The following is a 21,893-nucleotide window of genomic DNA, read 5'->3' as shown; positions in this document are numbered from 1 at the left end:
GCCTGCATACCCACTGGGTATGCAGGCGTATTCCGGGCTCAGGCGGCGCTGGCGGCAAACTTCTCGTAATAGAAATTCGCCGGCGTGATGCCCTGTAAACGGATGTGCTGGCTGACCGCCTCGACCATCGGCGGCGGACCGCAAAGGTAGATGTCCACTTCGCCGTCGTTCAGGTGCGCCGGTTCGATGTGCTCGGTGACGTAGCCCTTGCGCGGGTAGTTGCTCTGCGCGCTGGCCACGCAGGCGCTCCAGGTGAAGTTGGGGATGCGCGCGGCAAAGGCTTCCAGGCGGTCCATCTCCACCAGGTCGAAGTCGTGGGTTACGCCGTAGATCAGGTGCAGCGGATGTTCACTGCCGCGCTCGGCGATCTGTTCGAGCATCGCGGTGAAGGGCGCCAGCCCCGTGCCGCCGGCCAGCAGCAACAGCGGCCGCCTGATCTCGCGCAGGTAGAAGCTGCCCAGCGGGCCGGCCAGGGACAGTGCGTCGCCGGCTTTCGCCAGGCCGGTGAGGAAGCTGCTCATCAGGCCGCCCGGTACGTTGCGGATCAGGAAGCTGACCTCGCCGTCCTTCTGCAGTGAACTGAAGGAATAGGCGCGGCTCTGCTCGCTGCCCGGCACCTGCAGGTTGACGTACTGCCCCGGCAGGAAGGCCAGCTTGCTCAGCGACTCGCCCTTGATCGACAGCGCAATGGTGCTTTCGGAGAGCTGGCGCACCGCACTGATGCTCGCCTCGAAGCTGGCCTGGGCGGTCTTGCAGACTTGCGAGGAGGCCGGCACGCGCACCACGCAATCGCTCTGCGCACGCATCTGGCAGGTGAGCACGTAGCCCTGCCCGGCTTCGTCCTCGGTGAGCGCGTCCTCGATGTATTCCTGGCCCAGGTCGTAGCGGCCGGCTTCGGCGAAGCACTTGCAGGTGCCGCAGGCGCCGTCGCGGCAATCCAGCGGAATGTTGATGCCCTGGCGGTAGGCCGCATCGGCCACGGTCTCGCTGGGGCTGGCGTCGATGAAGCGGGTAACGCCGTCTTCGAAGTTGAGGGCGATCTTGTGGTTCATGGCGTGCACCTCGGCGTCGCGCAGGCGGCGTCGCACGCGGCGAATCCACGCGCGCAACGCACAGCCCTGACGGCGGAATCAGATGTGGTAGATGTCGATGACCTGGCGGACGTAGTCGTTCTTCAGCACGACCTTCTTCGCCTTTACCAGCGGCTGCTCGCCGCGTACATCGAGCGTGTAGAAGCTGGTGCCGAAGTAGCTGTCGACGGTCTTGTAGCGGAAGCTCAGGGTGTGCCAGTTGAAGCGCACCTGGCACTGCCCGTCGGCCTCGCCGAGCACCTCGATGTTGCTCAGGTTGTGCGAGGTGCGGGTGTCCGGCAGGGTCGCGCTGGAGCGCTCGGTCTTGATGCGGAACACGCGGTCTTCCAGGCCGCCACGGCTGCCGTACCAGATCAGCGAGATTTCCCGCTGCGGGTCTTCGGTGAGCTGGTCGCGGTCGTCCCAGGAGGGCATCCAGAAGGTGGCGTCGGCGGCGTACAGCTCCAGCCACGCATCCCAGTCCTTGTCGTCGAGGTAGCGCGCTTCGCGGTAGAGGAAGTCGCGGACGGTCTCGTAGCGGCTCATCACACGCCCTCCTCTGTCACAGCGATGCGATTGGCCTGCTCGGCCGCCAGCGCGTCGATCATGGTCTGCTGCCAGTACTGGTGCTGCAGCACGAACAGGCCTTCGTCCTCGGTGCGCACGCCGGACAAAGCCGGCGCCAGGTCGATCTCACGCGCTGCGTCGTCGGCGCCGTCGATCCAGTGCTTCGCCCCGCGCGACATGTCATTCCAGCCGCCCGCGCTGCCCTGGTAGGCCTGCTGGCAGGAACGGAATTCTTCCAGGTCGTCCGGCGTGGCCATGCCGCTGACGTTGAAGAAGTCCTCGTACTGGCGGATGCGCTGGGCGCGCGCCTCGCTGCTCTCGCCCCTGGGCGCGATGCAGTAGATGGTGATCTCGGTGCGGTTGACGTCGATGGGCCGGGCGATGCGGATCTGCGAGCTGAACTGGTCCATCAGGTAGACGTTGGGGTACAGGCAGAGGTTGCGCGAATTCTCGATCATCCAGTCGGCGCGGGCGCGACCATGGTCGCGGGCGAGCTCGTCGCGGCGCTCGAAGGCCGGGCGCGCCTCGGGGTTGGCCCAGCGGCTCCAGAGCAGCAGGTGACCGTGGTCGAAAGAGTAGAAACCGCCGCCGTGCTTGGCCCAGCCACCGGCGCTCATGGTCTTCACTTCTTCGCCGGCTTCGCGCTGTTGACGCTGGTTCTGGGTGGCGGCGTAGTTCCAGTGCACCGAGCTGACGTGGTAGCCGTCGGCGCCGTTCTCGGCGGTGAGTTTCCAGTTGCCTTCGTAGATGTAGCTGCTGGAACCGCGCAGTACTTCCAGGCCTTCGGGGGACTGGTCGACGATCATGTCGATGATCTTCGCCGACTCGCCCAGGTGCTCCACCAGCGGTTTGACCTCGGCCTTCAGGCTACCGAAGAGGAAGCCGCGGTAGGACTCGAAGCGTGCCACTTTCGTCAGATCATGGGAGCCCTCGCAGTTGAAGCCTTCCGGGTAACCCGCCTCGGCCGGGTCCTTGACCTTGAGCAGCTTGCCGGAGTTGTTGAAGGTCCAGCCGTGGAACGGGCAGGTGTAGCTTGCGCGGTTGCCGGACTTGTGCCGGCAGAGCATGGCGCCCTTGTGGCTGCAGGCATTGAGGAAGGCGTTGAGCACCCCGTCCTTGTTGCGCGCGATGAAGACCGACTGACGACCGATCATCGTGGTCAGGAAGTCGTTCTTCTCGGGAATCTGGCTTTCATGGGCGAGGTAGACCCAGTTGCCTTCGAAGATGTGCTTCATCTCCAGGTCGAACAGGCGCGGGTCGGTAAACATCTCCCGCCGGCAGCGATAGACGCCTTTGGCAGGGTCTTCCTCAAGCAGCGAACGCAAGTAGTCGATACCCAGGGACATGGCCGGGGCCTCCGTTGTTATTGTTCAGGCAGGCTCAGGTTAGGGCTGGGTTCGGCGGGGCAATATCCGCTTTGTGCAGAGTGCTATCCGTTTTCTGCAGGTTTGCCGTGAAGCCGCAATGACGGCCCTCGCGAGCAGGCCGCCGGGGATTCAGAGGTGGAAGATGACGCCGTATTCAGCGGCCACTTCAACGGTCTTCGGTACGTCCACGGGGCCAGGCACAAGCTCGCGATCCAGGGCGCGGAACATCTCGATGGCCTGGCTCTGGGCGCCGGTGATTTCGAGCATCTCGCCACCGCCGGGGCCGAAGTTGAAGCCATGCAGGGTGCCGGCGGGAATGTGGATCAATGTGCCGGCCAGGCAGGCGGCCGTGCGTTCGGCGACGATGAAGACGACCTCGCCGCGGAGCACATAGAAGGACTCGTCCCAGTCATGGGTATGCGGCGGCGGCCCGGCGCCCTCCTCGCCTGCCTGGAAGGTGATCCGCTGCGCCGCTGAGTCGGTGTCGGCCACCAGCACGTTGATGCGGATGCCGACGACGTTGAGGGCCGGGCTACGCTCTCCCGGCGAGAGGATGAACGGGGTGGAATTCATGGACGCGACCTCGCTGGGACTGCGCAGGCATTGCGCACGCCTCTTCCCAGTACAGCCCCATCCGCGCAAGCGAAGCGGGGAATCGGAGGAACGGCAACACCTAGGGCGCATAACCCGGAACGGGTTATCCGCCGGTGCCGCAACGGCGGATCGGCTTTCGCAACATTGGCTCGCGGCGCCCTCCCCGACGGGCGAATTCGTAGGATGGGTGGAGCTTGCGATACCCATGCTGTCGGTGCGGCGGAATTGATGGGTATCGCTGCGCTCCACGCCATCCTACGTTGGTGCTCCAGCATGACGTCGGCTAGAGCCAGCGGAGATCAGCTGCGGCGCTTGAGCGTCTCCGACGGCAGCTCGCCGAACTGCTGGCGGTAGCCTTCGGCGAAGCGCCCCAGGTGCAGGAAGCCATAGTCCAGCGCCAGCTCGGTGACATTGCGCACCGGGCAGGCCGGATCGCTCAGGCAGGCGCGGATGCGCTCCAGCTTGAGGCGGCGGATGTACTGACGCGGCGTGGTGCCGGCATGCCGCTCGAACAGTGCGTAGAGCGAACGCAGGCTCATGGAGGCCTGGCGCGCCAGCGCTTCGACGTCGATGTCCTCGCGCAGGTGACCTTCGATGTACGCCTCGATGCGTTCGAAGGAAGCGCTGGTACCGGCGATGGGTTCGCGACTGACGTTGGTCTTCAGCAGGGTCAGCAGCTTGCTGGCGACTATCTGCTGGTAGTGCTCGTCGACCCGCGCCAGGCGCTCGCCGGCTTCGGACTCCTGGCAGACCATCGACAGCAGGTTGACGAAGCCTTCCAGTTCGCCCAGCTGGTAGCGGTTCTCGGTGAAGCGCACACCGGCGCGCGGATGGTTCCAGCGTTGCTCGGCGCAGATGGCTTCGAGCAGGGTCACCGGAATCTTCAGGATGAATTTCTCGCAGTCGTCCGAGTAGGTCAGGTCGACCGGGTCGTCCGGGTTGATCAGCAGCAGCTCGCCCGGCGCCAGGTAGTGTTCCTGGCGCTGGCCACGCCACAGGCAGTGGCCGCTGAGCAGTATCTGCAGATGGAAGATGCTCTCCAGCGCAGGTGAGGTGACGCGCACTGCGCCGCCGTAGCTGATGCGGCACAGGTCGAGGCTGGCGAAGCGGCGGTGGTTGAGGCTGGCCTGGGGATGGCCGTGGGCTGGCAGGCGCAGGTCGTGGGTGCCCACATGCTGGTTGACGTAGCCGGACACCGCATAGGGGTCGGCACGCTCGAACACGCGGCTGCGCTCGCTCAGCAGGCTTTGCATACAGGCACTCACTCTTGTGGTTGGCCGCGCTCTTCGTCGCGGCTCGTGCGCCCAGTCTATGCCGTGACCCGGAATACGGGCATCGGCCAGGATGGACGGTCGTGCGGGCAATCCGGATGCAAGGCAGGCCCGCGAATCCGCTTCACCCTAGGGGTCGGTACCGGCCGGCGCAATTCGACCTGTGGCGCAGTGTTCGCCAATCGCACGCTTTCGGCGCCTGCTCATTGCCAGCAGGTGGTGCCGGTTCCGGTGCCGGTGTTGCTGCGGGTGCCGGCCTGGTCGAGGCTCAGGCTCAGGCACGGCGCGTCCTTGGCCTGGGACCCCGTGGCGGTGGCGGTGAGTGTGTAGGTGGTGGCCGTGATGTTGGAAATGGCCAGGCTGTAGTACTGCAGAGCGTTGACATTGCTGGTCATGTTCAGCGCGGCGGCAGTGCTGGCGTAGGCGTTGTTCTGCGAGTAGTAGCGCTCCTGCCGGGCCGCCGCTTCGCTGAGCACGGCCTGGGCCTCGACCCGGTGGCTGCGCAGGACATATCGCTGGTAACTGGGGAAGGCGACGGCGGCGAGGATCGCCACTATCGCCACCGTGACCATCAGTTCGATCAGGGTGAAACCCCTCTCCCGCCGACGTTGATTCATGCTTTCTCCCTGTCAGTTGGCTGGCTGGACCTGCCAGGTACGCCGGCCGCTCACGGTGCCGGAGTTGGTGCGGATGGCGTCCGGCAGCAGATTGGTGCCGCCGCCCTCGCCGCCGGTGTAGGTGTAGCCACCGGAGACGGTGATATCGCCACCGCCGGTGATGAACGCCGAGAGCGCATCGAAGGTGCCGTCGTTGTTCAGGTCGAAGACGTTGTACGGCGTCAGCCCGCCGCGTTCGGGATCGATCGCGTAGCGGGTGCCGGAGAGGCCGGCAGCGCAGGTGCCGGTCTGAGGCGTGGAGCTGCTGAAGATGAGGGCGGAGCCGTAGAGCGTCATGTCATAGATCTGCCGCTCGCCGGCCACCGGGAAGTCGAAGTACCAGCCCCATTTGTTGACGTTCGCATCGGCGGTGTTGCCGGAAGTGTCGTACCACGCCACTTCGTTGTTGCTCAGGGTGTAGGTCGAGGTGCTGTTGAAGGTCCCCGTGCTGAGCGTCTGTGCCTGCAGGTTGCTGCGCGTGCGCGCCGCCGTCAGCGAGGAGGTGGTGGCCTCGCCGGCGATCTTGCGGTCCCAGATGCCGTAGACACTCTGTTGCGCTGTGGAGGTCTTGTCGGCGGTGAGCAGATAGCGGCCCGTGCCGAAGGCGACGATGTAGCCGGTGCCGCTGGGGTGGTCGACCAGAGACGGTGCGGTAGTGATCGGCTGGCGCGTGCCACTGGCATTGCGCGCGACGTACAGTGGGCTGCCGCCGAAGGACACCGCGTAGCGAGCCTCCGAGGCTGTGCTGTTGAGTGGGTCGCCCACGCTGGTGTCGATCAGGTCGAAACGCCAGAGGTTGCCCAGCAGGTCGCCGCCGTAGGCATAGTCGGCGATGCCGTCATTGTTGGCGTCGGCCACGAACAGCCGCGACAGGCCGTTGTTGAGGGCGTCCAGCGAGGCGGTCTCGGCGGCGGTCAGGCTCGGGGTAGCGGTGATTTTCCTCAGCAAGGCGCCGGTCTGGATGTCGATGATCAGCAGCGACGCAGTGCTGCTGCCGATGTCGTAGCCATTGGGCACCAGTGCCACCCACTTGCCATTGTGCAGGCGCGCAATGGAAGGCCGCGCCGCCGTGTAGCCGAGGCTGCTGTCGTTGTCGCTGGTGAACTCCCAGAGCAACCTGGGCGCGGCAGGGTCGGTGACGTCGAGGGCGAACACCTCGCGGCCGCCAGCGCCGAGGCTGCCCAGCAGGACCTTGTGCCAGGCCGAGCCGTAGTAGACGTCGGACACCACGGGCGTCCCGTCGACGAAAAAGCGGTGCTCGGTGCCCTGCTGCTTGCCGTAGTCCGGCGCGGTGAGGGCGTTGAGGTTGGGGATCACCGCGCTGGGGATGAAGGCGAAGATCTCGGCGCCGGTGGTCGCGTTGAAGGCGTGCAGCATGCCGTCGTTGGCGCCGACATAGACCACCGAGGGCTTCGTCGCCAGCGCGGTGGCGAACGCCGCATAGGTGGTGCTGCCCTCCAGGGCGTCGGCCCGCGAGGACAGATAGTCGGAGCCGCTGACCAGCACCGGCGCCGAATTGATCATGTCGCCGAGCAGCGTCGTGCGGGTACGGAAGGTGTTGTTCTCGCCACGCAGGAAACCGACCCGCGCCTGCCCCTGGGTATCCACCACTCCGGCGACGGTGCGGTTGAGCTGGGTCTGCTGGGCGGCAGTCAGGTTGCTCCAGTTGAAGGCGGTGAGCGCTCCGCTCTTGGCGAACAGGATGTTGCGCGTGCTGGGTGTGCCCAGTTGCGCCGACGCGCGCCACAGCGTGGTTGTGGTCGTGGTGACGGCGCCGGAGCTGCTGGTGGTCATGGTTCGCTGCTTCTTCAGCAGGTCGCCGGTCCAGTCACCGGTGACGAAGCTGGTGCCGTAGGTGTAGCTGCCGCTGTCCAGCGACTGCGAGTCCACCGCCACGGCGGCGACGGAGGTGTTGAGCTGGAGGATGTCGTCGAATGCCGACTTGAGCTGGGAGGCCAGCTTGCTGGGGTTGCTGACCAGGAAGTAGTTGTCCGGCACGCCATCGCCATCGCGGTCCCAGTTGGTGAGGTCGGTCTTGCCGTACTTGGCGGCGTACCACAGGGGGTCCTGCAGGTTGGTCACCGCAGTGGTGGCCGAGGGCGTGAAATTGCGCGTGTGGTAGGCCAGGCGGTTGCCGCTGAGCGCCCCACTGCTGCCGCTCAGGCCGGGCAGCAAGGCGCAGGTGACACCGGTCGCCGAGCAGTCGCCGGGGAACTTGCCGTCGGGCGTGTCGAGCCTGTTGCGCACCGAGCCGTTGCCGCCGCCGGTGACCTCCAGGTACACGCCGTCCTTGGTGGTACCGGCCATGGTGTAGCCCATGTGCGACTCGTCGCCGGCCACCGAGTATTCGGTCTGGCTGGTCACGTCCACGGTACCGTCGCTCCTGGCCGTCACCGTGTAGAGCACGATGGCGTCCATGTCGTAGTCACGGCCCTGGGCGGAGTCGTCGTAGACCACGCGGAAGGTGATGGAGGTGAGGTTGCCGGCGCTGTCCTTGGTCAGTGTGTCGATGTAGAAACCGGTGATCTGGCTGACCACGCTCTGGCTGACGTTCATGCTGAATGGCACCAGGCGCAGCGTGCCCTTGCTGGTCTTGATGCGGATGTTGGGCAGGGTCGAGGACTGGGCGATGGAGAAGCTCTGCACCCGGTTCGAGCCGGCGGTGGTCAGCGCATTCTGGCTGCCGAAGAAGGACACGGCCGAAGTCGCGTAGCTGCCCTGGCGCGTGGGCTCTTCGGCAAGCCCGCGGATGGTGGCGAAGCTGGTGGCGGTCTTGGCGGTGGGCGCCGAGTCATTGGTGCCGCCGGACTGGCCGACGTTCACCGAGGCGCTGCCACCCACCTCGCGGCTCCACAGGGTGGCGCCGATGCTGGCGAAGTTGAAGCTGATGTCGTTGGTCGGCTGGCTGTCGGTGCCCAGGGAGCTGCCCGGCACATCCGAGTCGTAGCTCGGGTTGACGTCGCTCATCAGCGTCATGAACGGCCGGGTGCAGGACGGATAGGTGCTGTAGGGGTTGGCCCAGCTGGTCAGGCTGGAGAGGCCCAGGTTGGTGTCGGCCGTGCCAGCGGCGTAAGCCGCGGTGGGAGCCTTGCCAGCGTAGTAGCGCAGGGTCTCGTAGGCCATCTCGCCCAGCGGGTTGCCCCAGTCGACGCACTTGCCATTGGTCAGCGGATTGAGGTTGTAGCCGCTGGAGTCGGTACAGCCGGCGGAGAACACCAGGCGGTCGAGGTTGGCGACTATGCCGCTGTTGTTCACGTAGCAGCGACCATTGAGGCAGCCGGTGCCGGTGGTGGAGTCGGTCAGGAAGCGCCCGGTGGAGCTGTTGTATTCGTTGCTGAAGGATGCCGCCGCCTTGCGCACCACGCCGCCGCGCAGGTTGTTGGCGTAGGTGCCGGTGACCAGGCCGAAGTACATCTTGTCCGAGGCGCCGTAGTCGTGGAGCACGCCGGTAGGCTTGTAGAGACTGCCGTACTGGGCGCAGTTGCTTTCCAGCAGGCCGGCCACGCACACCTGCACCCTGACGTTGAGGTCGTACGCGGGAATGATCGTGGTGTCGCTGTTGGTGGTGCTGGTGACGGTGTTGGTGCCCTGGGCCGACTCGCGGGACACCCAGCCCCAGATCCGGTAGGTGCCCAGCAGCGCCTGCTGCAGGCTGGTGATGATCCGTAGCCTCGGCGCGGCGCTGCTGTTGTACGAACCCAGCGTGCTGGAGCCGATCGAGGTGTTGGCGAAGAGTACGTACTTGCCGTTGGTGGGGACCGGGATCGGGGTGTAGTCCGTCAGGCTGTATCCGTCGCGGGCGACGCTCAGGTATTCCTTGCCCCAGCTGTGCGCGTCGTTGGGGATGAAGGCGCGCTCGAGCACCGTGGAGAAGGCGCTGTCGGTAGAGCGGTAGCCGCCGTAGAGCACCTTGCGCAGCACATCCTGGCGCGACATGGTCAGGTAGTTCAGGTAGTCGCCGCTCCAGCGGCCGATGGCGCTGGTGCACTTCTTCGTGCTGGTGGTGCTGGACGGCGCGAAGGTGCCGCTCAGCACGTCGTAGACGTAGCACTTGTAGGAATCGAAGTAGCCGGTGTAGTCGATGCTGGGCTTGTAGTAGGTGTCCAGCTGGCCGTCGCCGTCGATGTCGGAGGCGTCGTTGTAGGCCGGGAAGTACAGTTTCTGGTCGCGACCGACCACCAGCATGTTCATCGGCGGCGCGATGTTGCTGACGAACAGCGGCGTCTGCGCCAGGGACGCGCCCCAGGCCTGGGCTCCCGCCAGGCAGGACAGCAGCAGGAACAACGTCGCACGCAGCATTCTCATGGTGCAAGCCATGGCGTCGGCATCCTTGTACGAGCGCAAAGTTTCACTGGATCACCAGCCCGAAGGTCGAGCGCAGGCACAGCGCGTCGGCGCCGCAGGCCTTGCTGGTGGCGGTGCCCTTGTAGGCCTGGGAGTTGACCTCGTAGTAGTAGGTGCACCCCACCTGCCCCTTCGACAGGTAGGAGTTGGCGCTGCCACCCGCGCCACCCTTGCAGTTGTTCGAGATGTAGCGCAGGTACCAGCGCGCACTGCGCAGCAGGCTGGTGCCGCCTTCCATCCCGGAGTACAGGTTGGACTTGCTGAAGTCGGTGCTGTAGTTGGTCGCCGCTGCGGTGAAGCACGGCGAGGTGCCCGCCGTGCAGTTGTCCAGTGCGCGGGTGCTCTTGCGCAGGCGCCCTTCCCCTTCGCGCAGCGCGGACTCGGCCGCACTCATCAGCCGCTGCTGCTCCAGACGATTGCCGGTCATCCGCCCTTCCAGCTGTATGCCGCGCATGCCGCTGACGGCGGCCAGGGTGATCAGTAGCAACATCACCAGCGCGACGAACAACACCGCGCCGCGCTGCCGACGGGGAGACAGTCGTTTCATGGCATCAGGTTCCTCAACATGCTGGTACCGCTGACGATGCGTCGCACGGGCCCGTCGCCGTCTGTACAGGCCTTGCTGCCGTAGAGGTCCTGCCAGCGCTGGCAGGTGGTGGCAACCAACCCGCCGCTCACCGAGCCGCTGCTGGCCAGTAACAGTGCGTAGCGCAGGCTGCGCACCGTCTGGCCGGTGGCTGGCGTAGCGACGTACTGCGCCACCTGGCGGTCGAATTCGTCACTGCTGCTGTCCACCCCGAAGTCGAAGCGCAGCGCCACCACGTTCTCCACCAGGGAGCTGCCGTTGCAGGTCAGCTGGCCGTTGCTCAGGGTGAGTTTCTCGACCACGTTGTTGCTCGGGCTGTAGTTGCTGTAGGGCTTGTTGACCCCCGCGCGGCTGGCCAGCGAAGCGCCGGTGCAATCGACGTCGGTGGTGTCGCGCGGCTGGTAGCGCAGGCAGACGGTATTGGCATCCACCCGCACCAGCGCCTGGCCGGCTGCGAAGACGCAGCCGTTGCTGGTCTGCGCGGGAAACGCGGCGGTCATGCGCGAGGACGGCAGGCGCCGGTATCCGGCTTTCGACAGGCGCCCGTCGAGCATCTGCTGGGCGTAGCGCGCACTGTCCTGGTTCTGCGCCTGGCCATCGAAGTAGCGCGAACGGTTCTGCCCGTCGAGGAACATCTGGGTGATGCCCAGGATCAGGAACAGGCTCAGGCCCATGGAGATCATCAGCTCGATGAGCGTCACCCCAGCCTGGGCACGCACGCCTGGCCGGCGCATCCTAGGGTTCCTCCCGCAGCACGTAACGGCAGATGGTGTTGTCGCCGGTGGCGTTGGCATCCAGGCACTCGCCAGCCTTCACCCGCCAGGCCAGCTGGATCTCGATGGCTGACCCGCTGTTGCTGCACTTGCTGGTGCCGTTGGTACGACACACATAAAACTCGCCGGCCAGGCCGGAGGCGCCGGGCAGCGCCTGGTTCACCCGCTGCGACCAGCAGGCCAGGCGCTGGCTGGCAGTCAGCGACGCCAGTGAGGCGCAGCTGCTGGGGGCAGCGGGAAATGACGCGCTGGCGGCCTTGTAATAGCCCCAGCTGGACGGTGGCACCACCTGGGCCGCACTACCGTCCTGGGTGGAGTAGATGTCGGTTCGCATCATCTCCATCAGCTCGTCCGCCAGTTCTGCCGCGTTGCTGCGCAGGATGGTGTCCTGGGCATAGGCGATGGTTCGCCCCTGCATCGCCAGCATGCCGAGCACACCGAAGCAGGTGACCAGCAGGGCCACCATCACCTCCACCAGGCTGAAACCCGCCATGCTCCGTCTCGCCACGTTCCGTCTCATTGCCCGGTCGCTCCCTGCAGGCTGATGTATCCCGAAGCGGCCACCTTGATGCTGAACGCCTTGCTGGTGCCGCTGCTGGATATGCCCAGGTCAGCTGCCGCGGCGCTGCCATCGGGCTTGAACGAGAGGTTGCTGATGGTGCTGCTCACGCTGAGGCTGCTCGGCAAGTCCAGGCGCTGACTCACCGAGTTCGAGGTGATCGAACCACAGGTGCTGGCGCGCACGACCACCCACTGCAGATTTCCACTGCTGGGGCAGAGCGTGAGGGTCTGGCGAGTATTCACCGCGTCTGCGCGGGACGACTGGAGTAGCCGGAAAAGCGTCGAAGCGCCGCTCTGCACCCGGCTGGATTCGATCAGGTAGCGGAAGCCTGGCAGGGCCACGCCAGCGAAGATCGCCAGCAGCGCGACAACCACCATCAGCTCCACCAGGGAGAAGCCTTCCTGGCGTCCGGGGCCCCGCCGCGATTTCAGACGGGAAATTGAGCATCCAACTGCATGAAGAACCATGGACTTTTCCAACGATGGTCAGGTGGCCGGGCCCCGTGTGGAGCCCCCCTTCCGGGGTGCCAGGACAAAGATTGGCTAATGGTCCGACAGCAATTTCTTCAGGGAGTTGAATCTAATTCAGCGAAACGAGAGGATTTTTTGACCGTTCATTCCCGCTCAGCGACCGCTCATCCTTTTGACGCCAGAGATACCGACAGGGCGTCGTGTTCGAAATCGGCGTGAACGCTGGCTGGCGGGAGGGGCCGCGACCTTGCATCGCGGCCCTATCGGAAGCGTCTGTCAGGTGGCGTCGGCGTGGCTCACCAGCCCCTTGATCAGCACCGCCGCGGTAGCGATGGCGGCGGGCACCATCAGCGCGGTCAGCACCTGCTCGAAGTTCCAGCCCAGGCCCAGCAGGGTCGCGCCGATCCAGGCCCCGAGGATGGCGCCGAAGCGGCCGATGCCGAGCATCCAGGACACCCCGGTTGCGCGGCCCTGGGTCGGGTAGAAGCGCGCGGCGAGCGACGGCATGGCCGACTGCGCGCCGTTCACGCACATGCCGGCAGCCAGCACCAGGGTCGCCAACAGCGTGACGGTGGCCAGGCTCTGCCCGACGAAGTAGGCGAACACACCGGCCAGGCAATAGAAGATGCCGATGACCTTGTGCGGGTTGAAGCGGTCCATCGCCCAGCCCACCGCCACCGAACTGAGCACTCCGCCAAGCTGGAACAGCGCACCGATGAACGCAGCCTGCTCCATGCTCGCGCCGGCGTCGCGCATCAGCGTCGGCAACCAGCTGGTGAGCAGGTAGACGATCACCAGGCCCATGAAGTAGGTCAACCACAGGAGCAGGGTTCCGGCGCTGTAGGTGCCGGAGAAGATCACCCTGAACACGTTGCGACTCTGCACCGTCTTCTGCTCGGGGACGCTGAAGTCACGGGCGGCGACCACCTCGGCCGGCGCGATGGGCGCCAGTGCGCGCTTGACCTTGTCCGCGCCGCGATTGCGCACCACCAGGAAGCGCGCCGACTCCGGCAGCCACACCAGCAGCACCACCGCCAGCAGCAGCGGCAGCACGCCGCCGAGCAGCAGCAGGCTGTGCCAGCCGTAAGCCGGGATCAGCTTGGCGGAGACGAAACCGCCCGAGGCCATGCCCAGGTTGAAGCCGCAGAACATGCTGGTCACCAGCAGCGACTTGAGGCGCTCGGGGGTGTATTCCGAGAGCAGCGTGGTGGCGTTGGGCATCGCCGCGCCCAGGCCGATACCGGTCAGCAGGCGCAGCGCCATCAGCTCTTCGAGATTGCTGCTGTAGGCCGAGATCAGGCTGAACAGGCCGAAGAGGAACACCGCCACCACCAGCACGCCCTTGCGCCCGAAGCGGTCGGCCAGCGGGCCGGAACCCAGGGCGCCGAACACCATGCCGATCAGCGCGGCGCTCATCACCGGGCCGAGGCTGGCGCGGTCGATGCCCCAGTCCTGGGTCAGCGCCGGGGCGATGAAGCCCATGGCGGCGGTATCCAGGCCGTCGAGGAAGACGATGAGGAAGCACAGCAGCACGATGCGGCACTGGTACAACGACAGCGGCTGGGCGTTGATGAAGGACTGGACGTCGAGGGTGCCGGCAGCGGGCACGTGGGCGGAGCTGGTCATGCGAAGACTTCCTGCGAAGGCGTCGTCGCGGGAAGGCCGGCTGGATCGCCCTGCACTCCCGCAAGCTGGACAGGAATGAGGCGCGAGCCGGTGGACGCACGGACCGGCGGATGGGGCAGGCACACAGGGGCCATGGCTGACGCTCATTGTTGTTATTGCCCGTCCGGCTGGACGGGTCGCTCAACAGTACGAAGAGACGTTCAGCCGTTCAATTCGATAATCGCGCCTGTGGGCGGTTAGCGAACAGGGAATAGCAGAGGCCGGCGAAAGGCGCATCGGCCCTCCCCACAGTCAATGGAACAGCCGCGTGCCCAGTTCGCGGCTGGCCTCCAGCAGCACCGGCAGGAAGCGCGTTTCCAGCTCCTGGCGAGAGACGCGACCGGCGTGGGTGCCGACGTTCAGCGCGGCCAGTACCTGGCCGGCGGAGTCCTTCAGCGGCACGGCGATGGAGCGCAGGCCGACCTCCAGTTCCTGGTCGATGATCACCCAGCCCTGCTGGCGGATCTCGGCGATGCTCGCGCGGAGCATTTCCGGGGTGTGCACGGTGCGGCTGGTCTTCACCTGCAGGTCGGCGTGGGCGAGGTAATCCTCCAGCGCGTCGTCGTTCAGCCCGGCGAGCAGGATGCGCCCCATGGACGTGCAGTAGGCCGGCAGGCGGCTGCCGACGCTCAGGTCCACCGAGATCAGGCGCTGCGGCGTGGCCGAGCGGGCGATGTAGAGAATCTCGTCGCCTTCCAGGGTGGCCATGGAGCAGGCCTCGTGCAGTTGTTCGCTGAGGCGGTCGAGGATCGGCTGGGCAGTGACCGCCAGCGGCGTCGAGGACAGGTAGGCATGGCCGAGGGTCAGCACCTTGGGCAGCAGCGAATAGGTGCGGCCGTCGGAGGTGACGTAGCCGAGCTTCATCAGCGTGTGCAGGCAGCGGCGCACGGCGGCGCGCGGAATCTCCGTGCGGTGGCTGATCTGCGCGATGGTCAGGTGGCGCTTGCGCTCCTGGAACGCATGGATCACCGCCAGGCCGCGGGCCAGGGAGGTCATGAAGTTCGGGTCGCCGGTAAACGCCTCGATGCGCTTGGCGGGCGAAGCGATGATCGGCGGCGCGAGGGGCGGCAGGCTGGCACGGGGAGCGTCGGTCATTGTTGTTGTCCTGGCAGGCGAATGCCGGGCGATTATCGACACGCGCGGGCGATTATCGCAACACGACGGACCGATTATCGAACAGAGCTTGAGAGCGCGCGCAGAAGCGAACTTTGTCTCCGATGGTTTCCCGCTGACACCAAACCTGTAGGAGCGCGCCATGCGCGCGATCGCGCCCACATCGCCTTTCTAAAAAGCGGCCCGCTCCTACAAGGTGAATCCGCCCTCCAATGGCACCCCTGAGGCCTACAGCGGTTCCAGCTTCAACTGCCGCAACCGACTCAGCGTGCGCGAGAAATCCAGCGCCGCGCCGCCCGCCGCCAGGTCCTCCAGCGACACCGTGGCGAACAGCTGCAGCTTCAGCTGCCGGTCGTAGGCGATGTCGATGAAGTTGAGGAAGCGCATGCTCACGTCCGGCGGATAGTCTGCCAGCGGGCCGAGGCCGCTCACCGCCATGCGCGGGTAGTGCTCGATCAGCCACAGGTAGTCGTTGGCCGAGCGCGGGCGTTCGAACATCTCGCTGAAATCCATCCACGCACAATGATCGTCGTGGGCGTGCACCTTCAGCGCATGGTGGTTGACGCTGAGTACCTCGTCGAACTTCGCGTCCGCCGCCAGCCCCAGCCGGGAACCGATCAGTTCGAGGTCATCGGCGCGCGCCGGCCAGAGGAAGCTGCCCCACTCTTCCAGCGACGTGCTGTGCTCGCGGTAATCCTGTCCCGCATCCACCGAGATCACGTCGAAGCGCTTTTCGATCAGCTCGATGGCCGGGCGGAAGCGCTCGCGGTACAGCGGATTCGGACAGAGGTTTTCCGGCTCGTAGTTGGACGTACAGACCAGGCCTACACCTTCGTCCACCAATACCTTCAGCATTCGCCCCAGGAGCATGGCGTCGCCGATGTCGTGCACGTGGAATTCGTCGAAGCACAGCAGCCTGGTTTCTTCAGCGATGGCGCGGGCCACGCGGACCAGCGGGTCGGACTGTCCGGTGATTGCCAGCATTCGCCCTTGCAGCTCCTGCAGGAAGGCGTGGAAGTGCACGCGGCGCTTGGCCTGGGTCGGAGCGGCGGCGAAGAACTGGTCCATGACGAAGCTCTTGCCGCGTCCTACCCCACCCCACAGGTAGACGCCCGCCACCGGCTTGCGCAGGAAGCCATGGCGGCCGGCGAGGAAGTCGTCGAGCCAGCTGGCGAGGTGGTCCACCGCCGCCATCTGCGCATCGTCCGCGCGGTAGCCGCGCTCATCGAGCGCGGCGGCGAAATGCCGCCGGACACGGTCGGCGACCGGCTCGGCGGATGTTTCATGTAGTCGTGTGTCAGAAGTCAAAGAACACCGTTTCCGCATTTCCCTGGACGCGGATATCAAACCGGTAAGCGAGCCTCCCGTCCACCTCGCAACGCTTTGCAATGAGGGTTTGCCGACGTTCGGGCTGCTCGATGAGGTTCAGCACCGGGTCCTCCGCGTTCGCCTGCGCTTCGTCTTCGAAGTACAGGCGGGTCTGCAGGTGGATGTTGATGCCACGGGCAAACAGCGAGACGTTGATGTGCGGCGCCATGGGCACGCCGGCGGCATTCTTCGCCACGCCGGGCTTGATGGTCTGCACCTGCCATTCGCCGGCATCGAAGGTCGTTGCTGTGCGTCCGAAGCCATTGAAGGGCTTTTCCTGATCGTAGGCAGCGTCATACACACCTTCGTGATTCGCCTGCCACAGCTCCAGGAAGGAGTCGCGGATCAGGTGGCCGTTGCCGTCGTACACGTTACCGATCAGCAGGATGTGTTCGCCGGGCGCGCCGGGCTTGGCCATCTCGCTCCAGATTTCCTGGTCACGGGCCGGGTTGCCGGCAGCGGCCAGCGCCAGGCCGATGTGTACGTAGGGGCCGGCGGTCTGCGAGGGGGTTTCCGGCAGCAGTTCGATAGACATGGTCGGTCCTCCTCACTTGTTCTCGAAATGGGTCTTGCGTTGGCCGCGCAGCACGATGTCGAAGCGGTAGGCCAGGCAGTCCATGGGGTTGGCGTTGCTCATGTCGAGCTTCGCGATCAGCGACTCCACCGCGTCCGGATTGGCGATGGACTTGACGATGGGGCACATCGGGATCAACGGGTCACCCTCGAAGTACAACTGGGTGATCAGCCGCGTGGAGATCGACGGGCCGCTGATGGAGAAGTGGATGTGCGCCGGGCGCCAGTCGTTCGGGCCGTTGCGCCACGGGTACGGGCCGGGCTTGATGGTGCGGAAGACGTAGCGCCCTTCGCTGTCGGTCAGCGCGCGGCCGACGCCACCGAAGTTCGGGTCCAGCGGCGCGAGGTAACGGTCGTTCTTGTGGCGGTAGCGGCCGCCGGCGTTGGCCTGCCACATCTCCACCAGGGTGTGCGGCACGGGCTTGCCGTACTGGTCCATGACCCGGCCGGAAACGATGATGCGCTCGCCGATGGGCAGGCCACCGTTGTTGAAGTTGAGCAGCAGGTCGTTGTCGTGCTCGCCCATCTTCAGGTGCGAGAAGTCCGGACCGCTGGTTTCGGAGACCGATTGCGGAATGCTCACCAGCGCCTGGCGCGGAGAGCGGGCAATGGAGGTTTTGTAGTCGGGGGTGAGGGCTTTGGGGTGCCAGTTTCGGTCACGAATGACGAAGCGGCTGTTTTCCGCGTCGGACATGTCGGTCTCCTCTTGTTGGATTTATAGGAGCCTGTTGCATCAGGCAGTGCGACGGAGTGTCGCCCGCCTACCCGACGCCGAAAACTGAAAAGATGCCCACCACCCATAACCATTCAGTTATGGATAAGCACCCTCACGGTACGCTTCGCCGACCTCGCGCAGCACCTCCAGGCACCAGTGCGCACCCAGCGAAAGCGGCAACGTCGAATTGCTGCAAACCCCCACCGAACCGCCCGGCTCCTGTACGTCCAACGGCAGTTCGACCATCTCCCCGGAACGCAGGTCCAGGCGCACCGAATCCAGCGGGGCGATCCACAGCGCGTCGCTGGTCAATACATAACGGCGGCTGAGCACCGTGGACAGGGTTTCCAAGCGTCGACGCGGCTGGCCGAGGCCGCTCTGCACCAGCAGGCTGTCGGCGGACTTGCGGATGGTGGTGCCGGCCAGCGGCAGCACCAGCGGCCAGTCGTCCAGCGCCGAGGGCGGCAGCGGTCGGCCCAGCAGCGGATGCCCGGCGCGGGCCACCAGGGTCATGGATTCGCTGTACAGGTGTTCGAAGGCCAGGCCCTGGATCTGCGGACTTTCGGTCATGCGGCCGACCACCAGGTCCAGTTCGCCCACGCGCAGTTGCGAGAGCAGGTGCGCGCTAGGCCCGGTCACCACGCTGACCACCAGCGCCGGATGGCGCTCGTGCAGGCGCCGCACCGTCTCCGGCATCAGCAGGCTTTCCACGGTGGAGAGCACGCCGAGGCGCACCGTGCTGGAGGCGTACTCGCCGCCGCGCAGGCTGTTCACCCCGTCGCGCAACGCCTGTACGCAGGGGCCGGCATAGCGCAGGAAGGCGACGCCGGCCTCGGTCAGGCTGGCGCCGCTCTTGCCGCGCTCGAACAGGCTGGCTTCGAGCAGGTCCTCCAGCTCCTTGAGCGTCTTCGAGATGGCCGGCTGGCTCACCGCCAGGGCGTCCGCCGCGCGGGCCAGGCTGCCCTGCCGGGCCACTTCGAGGAAACACACCAGGTGGCGGAACTTGATACGCGAATCGATATTCATGGCGGCTCAACGCGGCTCGCGGAACGCGCGGGGCGAAACCCCGGCGTAGCGCTTGAAGAATCGGGAGAAGTAGGCGGGTTCGGAGAAGCCCAGGCTGTCCGACACCTGCTGGATGGTCATGGCTGTGTACACCAGGTTGCGCTTGGCCTCCAGCAGCAGGCGCTGGTGGATCATCTGCAGCGCCGACTGTCCGGCCAGGCGCCGGCACAGCGCATTGAGGTGCGCGGCGCTGATCCCCAGCGCCGCCGCGTAATGCTCGATGGGCCGGTGTTCGCGGAAGTCCTGCTCGAGCAGGCGGGAGAACGCATGCACATGCTCGACGCCGCGATCCTGCTGGCTCGCCTGGGCGCGTGCCTGCTCCAGTGCCCGGCGGCTGAGCCAGACCAGCAGCATATTGAGCAACGACTGCAGCATCAGGTCGCGGCCCGGCGCCTGCTGGGCGTACTCACGGTCGATGGACTCGAACAGCCCATCCAACTGGTGCTTGCCCTCGCCCACGGTGAAGCACGCCGGTTGCTCCAGCACCGGGCTCTGCAGCAGGCCGCCGAGCTGCTCGGCCAGCGGCAGGCCCATGCTCAGCACCCAGCCCTGCACGTCCTCGGCAAAGCGGAAACCATGCACCGCCAGCGCTGGCGTGACCTGCAGCGAAGCCTCGCGGACCGGCGTCACCCGCCCTTCCACTTCCAGCTCCGCCGCGCCGAACTGCACATAGAGCAGCTGCACCAGGTCGCCATGCCGGTGCGGGCGGATTTCCCAGTCGTGCAGGCGGCTGCGCGAGGCGATGGATTCGCAGTGGATCAGGTCCGGCGTCGGCCACACCGTTGTCTCGCCATAAAGGCGGAACACCGGGACCGGCGTGTCAGCGCGTTGTTCGATCACCGCCCACATCCATGAAAAATCCAAGAAGACTGTTGGAAATTACCTTCAAAGGCCGATCCCATCCACAAAAAATGCAGGAGACAAAAACAACAGCGCTCTCCAAGGAGCCACCCCATGAAGACTCAAGTCGCCATCATCGGCGCCGGCCCTGCCGGCCTCCTGCTCGGCCAGCTGCTGCACAAGGCTGGCATCGACACCGTGATCCTCGAACGCCAGACGCCTGACTACGTGCTCGGCCGCATCCGCGCCGGCGTACTGGAACAAGGCACCGCCGACCTGCTGCGCGAAGCCGGCGCCAGCGCCCGGATGGACGCCGAAGGCCTGCTCCACGACGGCTTCGAACTGGTCCTCAATGGCCGCCGCGAGCGCATCGACCTCAAGGCCCTCACCGGCGGCAAGCAGGTGATGGTCTACGGCCAGACCGAAGTCACCCGCGACCTGATGCAGGCCCGCGCAGCCAGCGGTGCGATGAGCGTGTACGAAGCGGCCGACGTGGCGCTGCATGACGTCACCAGCGAAAAGCCCTACGTCACTTTCACTCACCAAGGCGAACACGTACGCCTAGACTGCGACTACATCGCCGGCTGCGACGGCTTCCACGGCGTGGCCCGGCGCAGCATTCCCGCCGAGCGCCTGAGCGTCTTCGAGCGGGTCTACCCGTTCGGCTGGCTGGGCCTGCTCAGCGACACCCCGCCGGTCAACCACGAACTCATCTACGCCAGCAGCGAACGCGGCTTCAGCCTGTGCAGCCAGCGCAGCGCCAGCCGCAGCCGCTACTACCTGCAGGTGGGGCTGAACGAGAAGGTGGAAGACTGGTCCGACGAGCGCTTCTGGGAAGAGCTCAAGCGCCGCATTCCCGAGGACGCCGCGCGCCAGCTGGTCACCGGCCCGTCGCTGGAAAAGAGCATCGCCCCGCTGCGCAGCTTCGTGGTGGAGCCGCTGCAATACGGCCGGCTATTCCTCGTCGGCGACGCCGGGCACATCGTCCCACCCACCGGCGCCAAGGGCCTGAACCTCGCCGCCAGCGACGTCGACGCGCTGCACCGCATCCTGGTGAAGGTCTACGGCGAGGGCCGCATCGATCTGCTGGAACAGTATTCGCCCATCGCCCTGCGACGCATCTGGAAGGCCGAACGCTTCTCCTGGTGGATGACCTCGATGCTGCACCAGTTCCCCGACAGCGACGCCTTCACCCGGCGCATGCTGGAGACCGAGCTGGACTACTTCCTCGGCTCCGAGGCCGGCCGCACGACCATCGCGGAAAACTACGTCGGCTTGCCGTTCGAGAAAGTGGTCTGACACCGGATTCCCCCTGTAGGAGCTACTGTCTTCTTCTGAAAGTCCGTGCCTGGGATTTTCCCTCTCCCTAACCCTCTCCCTGAAGGGAGAGGGGACTGGTTTGGTGCCGGCTGAAACCACAGTGTCAGCTGGCACGGATAGCTCCCTCTCCCTTCGGAGCGGGGCACGCAGCCAGGGCGGGGGAGAGGGCATGCCCCCTGCGCGATATTTCGGGCAAGCGGGCCATGCCCGCGATCGCGCCCATGGGGCGCTCCTACAGGGGAACTCCGTCGGCAGCCCAAACGTTGTGGCCCCGTAGGGCGCATAACGCACCAGCGTTATCCGCCGTTCAAGAGCCGGCGGATAACCTGTTCCAGGTTATTCGCCCTACGATTCTGTAGGAGCGAGCTTGCTCGCGAACCGCCCTACACCGGAGCTGCCGGTAACGCCATTCGCGAGCAAGCTCGCTCCTACAAACAGCCCACGACTATCCTTACCCTCCAGCCACACCGCTCGCCGCGACACCGCCGGAGGCCGTCATCGACCCGGACGAAGCGAACTTCCTCAGCTACCTGCTCGCCGAAAGCGGCGACGGCGACGCGCGCGCCTTCGCCACGCTGTACCGCAGCACGGCCTCGCGCCTCTACCCACTGGCGCTGAAGCTGAAGACCGATCCGACAGAAGCGGAAGCCCTGCTGGTCGACACCTTCCTCCACGTCTGGACCGACGCCGACCGCTACCACCCCACGCGCATCGCCGCGCTGGACTGGATGATCGCCCTGCTCTACCAACTCGCCGACCACCCTTCCCCACCACCCAGCGACGAACCCTGGCCGGAACTGCCGCCGCCGGACGAACTCTGGCCCGCCATCCACGCGCGCATTCTCGATGACGAGGCCGACAGCCCCAGCCTGCGCTGGCCGCTGATCATCGCCAGCGTGGTCGGCGTACTGATCGGCGCGGCGATCTGCCTGAGCCTGCTGCTGGAACTGCGCCCCGCGTCCTAGGCATTCACC

General features: G+C 65.9%; 20 protein-coding genes. 2 read left to right on the top strand and 18 right to left on the bottom strand.

Going from position 1 to position 21,893, the window contains the following annotated elements; translation table 11 throughout:
• Positions 1 to 38: 38 nt before the first annotated feature.
• The 18 genes from benC to ABKS89_RS11460 all read right to left on the bottom strand — a co-directional run bounded on the left by benC (position 39) and on the right by ABKS89_RS11460 (position 19,596).
• Positions 39 to 1,052, bottom strand: coding sequence for a benzoate 1,2-dioxygenase electron transfer component BenC (benC, locus tag ABKS89_RS11545; RefSeq protein WP_348589927.1), 1,014 nt, complete (start codon positions 1,050 to 1,052; stop codon positions 39 to 41).
• A gap of 78 nt (positions 1,053 to 1,130) precedes the next feature.
• Positions 1,131 to 1,616, bottom strand: a complete 486-nt coding sequence (gene benB, locus ABKS89_RS11540; protein ID WP_225601932.1) for a benzoate 1,2-dioxygenase small subunit — start codon at positions 1,614 to 1,616, stop codon at positions 1,131 to 1,133.
• A complete protein-coding gene (benA, locus tag ABKS89_RS11535; protein ID WP_138216266.1) occupies positions 1,616 to 2,983 on the bottom strand; it encodes a benzoate 1,2-dioxygenase large subunit in 1,368 nt (455 codons plus the stop codon). Before benA ends, benB begins: the two co-directional genes overlap by 1 nt.
• 150 nt (positions 2,984 to 3,133) lie before the next feature.
• Positions 3,134 to 3,577 carry a cupin domain-containing protein gene (locus tag ABKS89_RS11530; RefSeq protein ID WP_348589868.1) on the bottom strand — a complete coding sequence of 148 codons (444 nt, stop codon included), beginning with the start codon at positions 3,575 to 3,577 and terminating at the stop codon, positions 3,134 to 3,136.
• Between the two features lie 320 nt (positions 3,578 to 3,897).
• Positions 3,898 to 4,851, bottom strand: coding sequence for an AraC family transcriptional regulator (locus ABKS89_RS11525; protein WP_138216268.1), 954 nt, complete (start codon positions 4,849 to 4,851; stop codon positions 3,898 to 3,900).
• A 221-nt stretch (positions 4,852 to 5,072) separates the two neighbouring features.
• Positions 5,073 to 5,486, bottom strand: coding sequence for a type IV pilin protein (locus ABKS89_RS11520; protein WP_138216269.1), 414 nt, complete (start codon positions 5,484 to 5,486; stop codon positions 5,073 to 5,075).
• Between the two features lie 12 nt (positions 5,487 to 5,498).
• A complete protein-coding gene (locus ABKS89_RS11515; protein ID WP_348589866.1) occupies positions 5,499 to 9,830 on the bottom strand; it encodes a pilus assembly protein in 4,332 nt (1,443 codons plus the stop codon).
• A gap of 43 nt (positions 9,831 to 9,873) precedes the next feature.
• A complete protein-coding gene (locus tag ABKS89_RS11510) occupies positions 9,874 to 10,416 on the bottom strand; it encodes a pilus assembly PilX family protein (protein WP_348589864.1) in 543 nt (180 codons plus the stop codon).
• Positions 10,413 to 11,189 (bottom strand): PilW family protein, encoded by a 777-nt coding sequence (locus tag ABKS89_RS11505; RefSeq protein WP_138216271.1) that lies wholly within the window; start codon positions 11,187 to 11,189, stop codon positions 10,413 to 10,415. The genes ABKS89_RS11510 and ABKS89_RS11505 overlap by 4 nt, the downstream gene beginning before the upstream one ends.
• Position 11,190: 1 nt before the next feature.
• Positions 11,191 to 11,721, bottom strand: coding sequence for a type IV pilus modification protein PilV (pilV, locus tag ABKS89_RS11500; RefSeq protein ID WP_348589862.1), 531 nt, complete (start codon positions 11,719 to 11,721; stop codon positions 11,191 to 11,193).
• Positions 11,722 to 11,744: 23 nt separating this feature from the next.
• The gene (locus tag ABKS89_RS11495) at positions 11,745 to 12,257 is read right to left on the bottom strand and encodes a GspH/FimT family pseudopilin (protein ID WP_138216273.1); all 513 of its coding nucleotides are present in this window, start codon (positions 12,255 to 12,257) and stop codon (positions 11,745 to 11,747) included.
• A 279-nt stretch (positions 12,258 to 12,536) separates the two neighbouring features.
• Complete coding sequence (gene pcaK / locus ABKS89_RS11490; protein WP_348589860.1) at positions 12,537 to 13,886, bottom strand: 4-hydroxybenzoate transporter PcaK; 1,350 nt, start codon at positions 13,884 to 13,886, stop codon at positions 12,537 to 12,539.
• Between the two features lie 291 nt (positions 13,887 to 14,177).
• Positions 14,178 to 15,020: an IclR family transcriptional regulator gene (locus ABKS89_RS11485; RefSeq protein WP_017519476.1), complete on the bottom strand. Its 843-nt coding sequence runs from the start codon at positions 15,018 to 15,020 to the stop codon at positions 14,178 to 14,180.
• Positions 15,021 to 15,266: 246 nt separating this feature from the next.
• Entirely contained in the window at positions 15,267 to 16,346 is a 1,080-nt protein-coding gene (gene zapE / locus ABKS89_RS11480) for a cell division protein ZapE (protein ID WP_348589858.1), read from the bottom strand.
• Positions 16,336 to 16,941 (bottom strand): protocatechuate 3,4-dioxygenase subunit alpha, encoded by a 606-nt coding sequence (pcaG, locus tag ABKS89_RS11475; RefSeq protein ID WP_348589856.1) that lies wholly within the window; start codon positions 16,939 to 16,941, stop codon positions 16,336 to 16,338. Before pcaG ends, zapE begins: the two co-directional genes overlap by 11 nt.
• 12 nt (positions 16,942 to 16,953) lie before the next feature.
• A complete protein-coding gene (gene pcaH, locus ABKS89_RS11470; RefSeq protein ID WP_138216277.1) occupies positions 16,954 to 17,673 on the bottom strand; it encodes a protocatechuate 3,4-dioxygenase subunit beta in 720 nt (239 codons plus the stop codon).
• Between the two features lie 117 nt (positions 17,674 to 17,790).
• Entirely contained in the window at positions 17,791 to 18,720 is a 930-nt protein-coding gene (gene pcaQ / locus ABKS89_RS11465; RefSeq protein WP_081516584.1) for a pca operon transcription factor PcaQ, read from the bottom strand.
• A gap of 6 nt (positions 18,721 to 18,726) precedes the next feature.
• Entirely contained in the window at positions 18,727 to 19,596 is an 870-nt protein-coding gene (locus ABKS89_RS11460) for a helix-turn-helix domain-containing protein (RefSeq protein ID WP_348589926.1), read from the bottom strand.
• 117 nt (positions 19,597 to 19,713) lie between these two features.
• On the opposite strand from ABKS89_RS11460, the gene pobA reads away from it, so the two are divergent.
• A complete protein-coding gene (gene pobA / locus ABKS89_RS11455) occupies positions 19,714 to 20,898 on the top strand; it encodes a 4-hydroxybenzoate 3-monooxygenase (protein WP_348589855.1) in 1,185 nt (394 codons plus the stop codon).
• Between the two features lie 749 nt (positions 20,899 to 21,647).
• A complete protein-coding gene (locus tag ABKS89_RS11450; protein ID WP_348589854.1) occupies positions 21,648 to 21,884 on the top strand; it encodes a hypothetical protein in 237 nt (78 codons plus the stop codon).
• The last annotated feature ends 9 nt before the right edge of the window (positions 21,885 to 21,893 follow it).

This window comes from Pseudomonas sp. LABIM340 (genome assembly GCF_040017195.2).
Taxonomy (GTDB): Bacteria; Pseudomonadota; Gammaproteobacteria; order Pseudomonadales; family Pseudomonadaceae; genus Pseudomonas.
The sequence above is the reverse complement of the archived record's forward strand: the minus strand, read 5'-3'. Positions and strand labels throughout refer to the sequence as shown.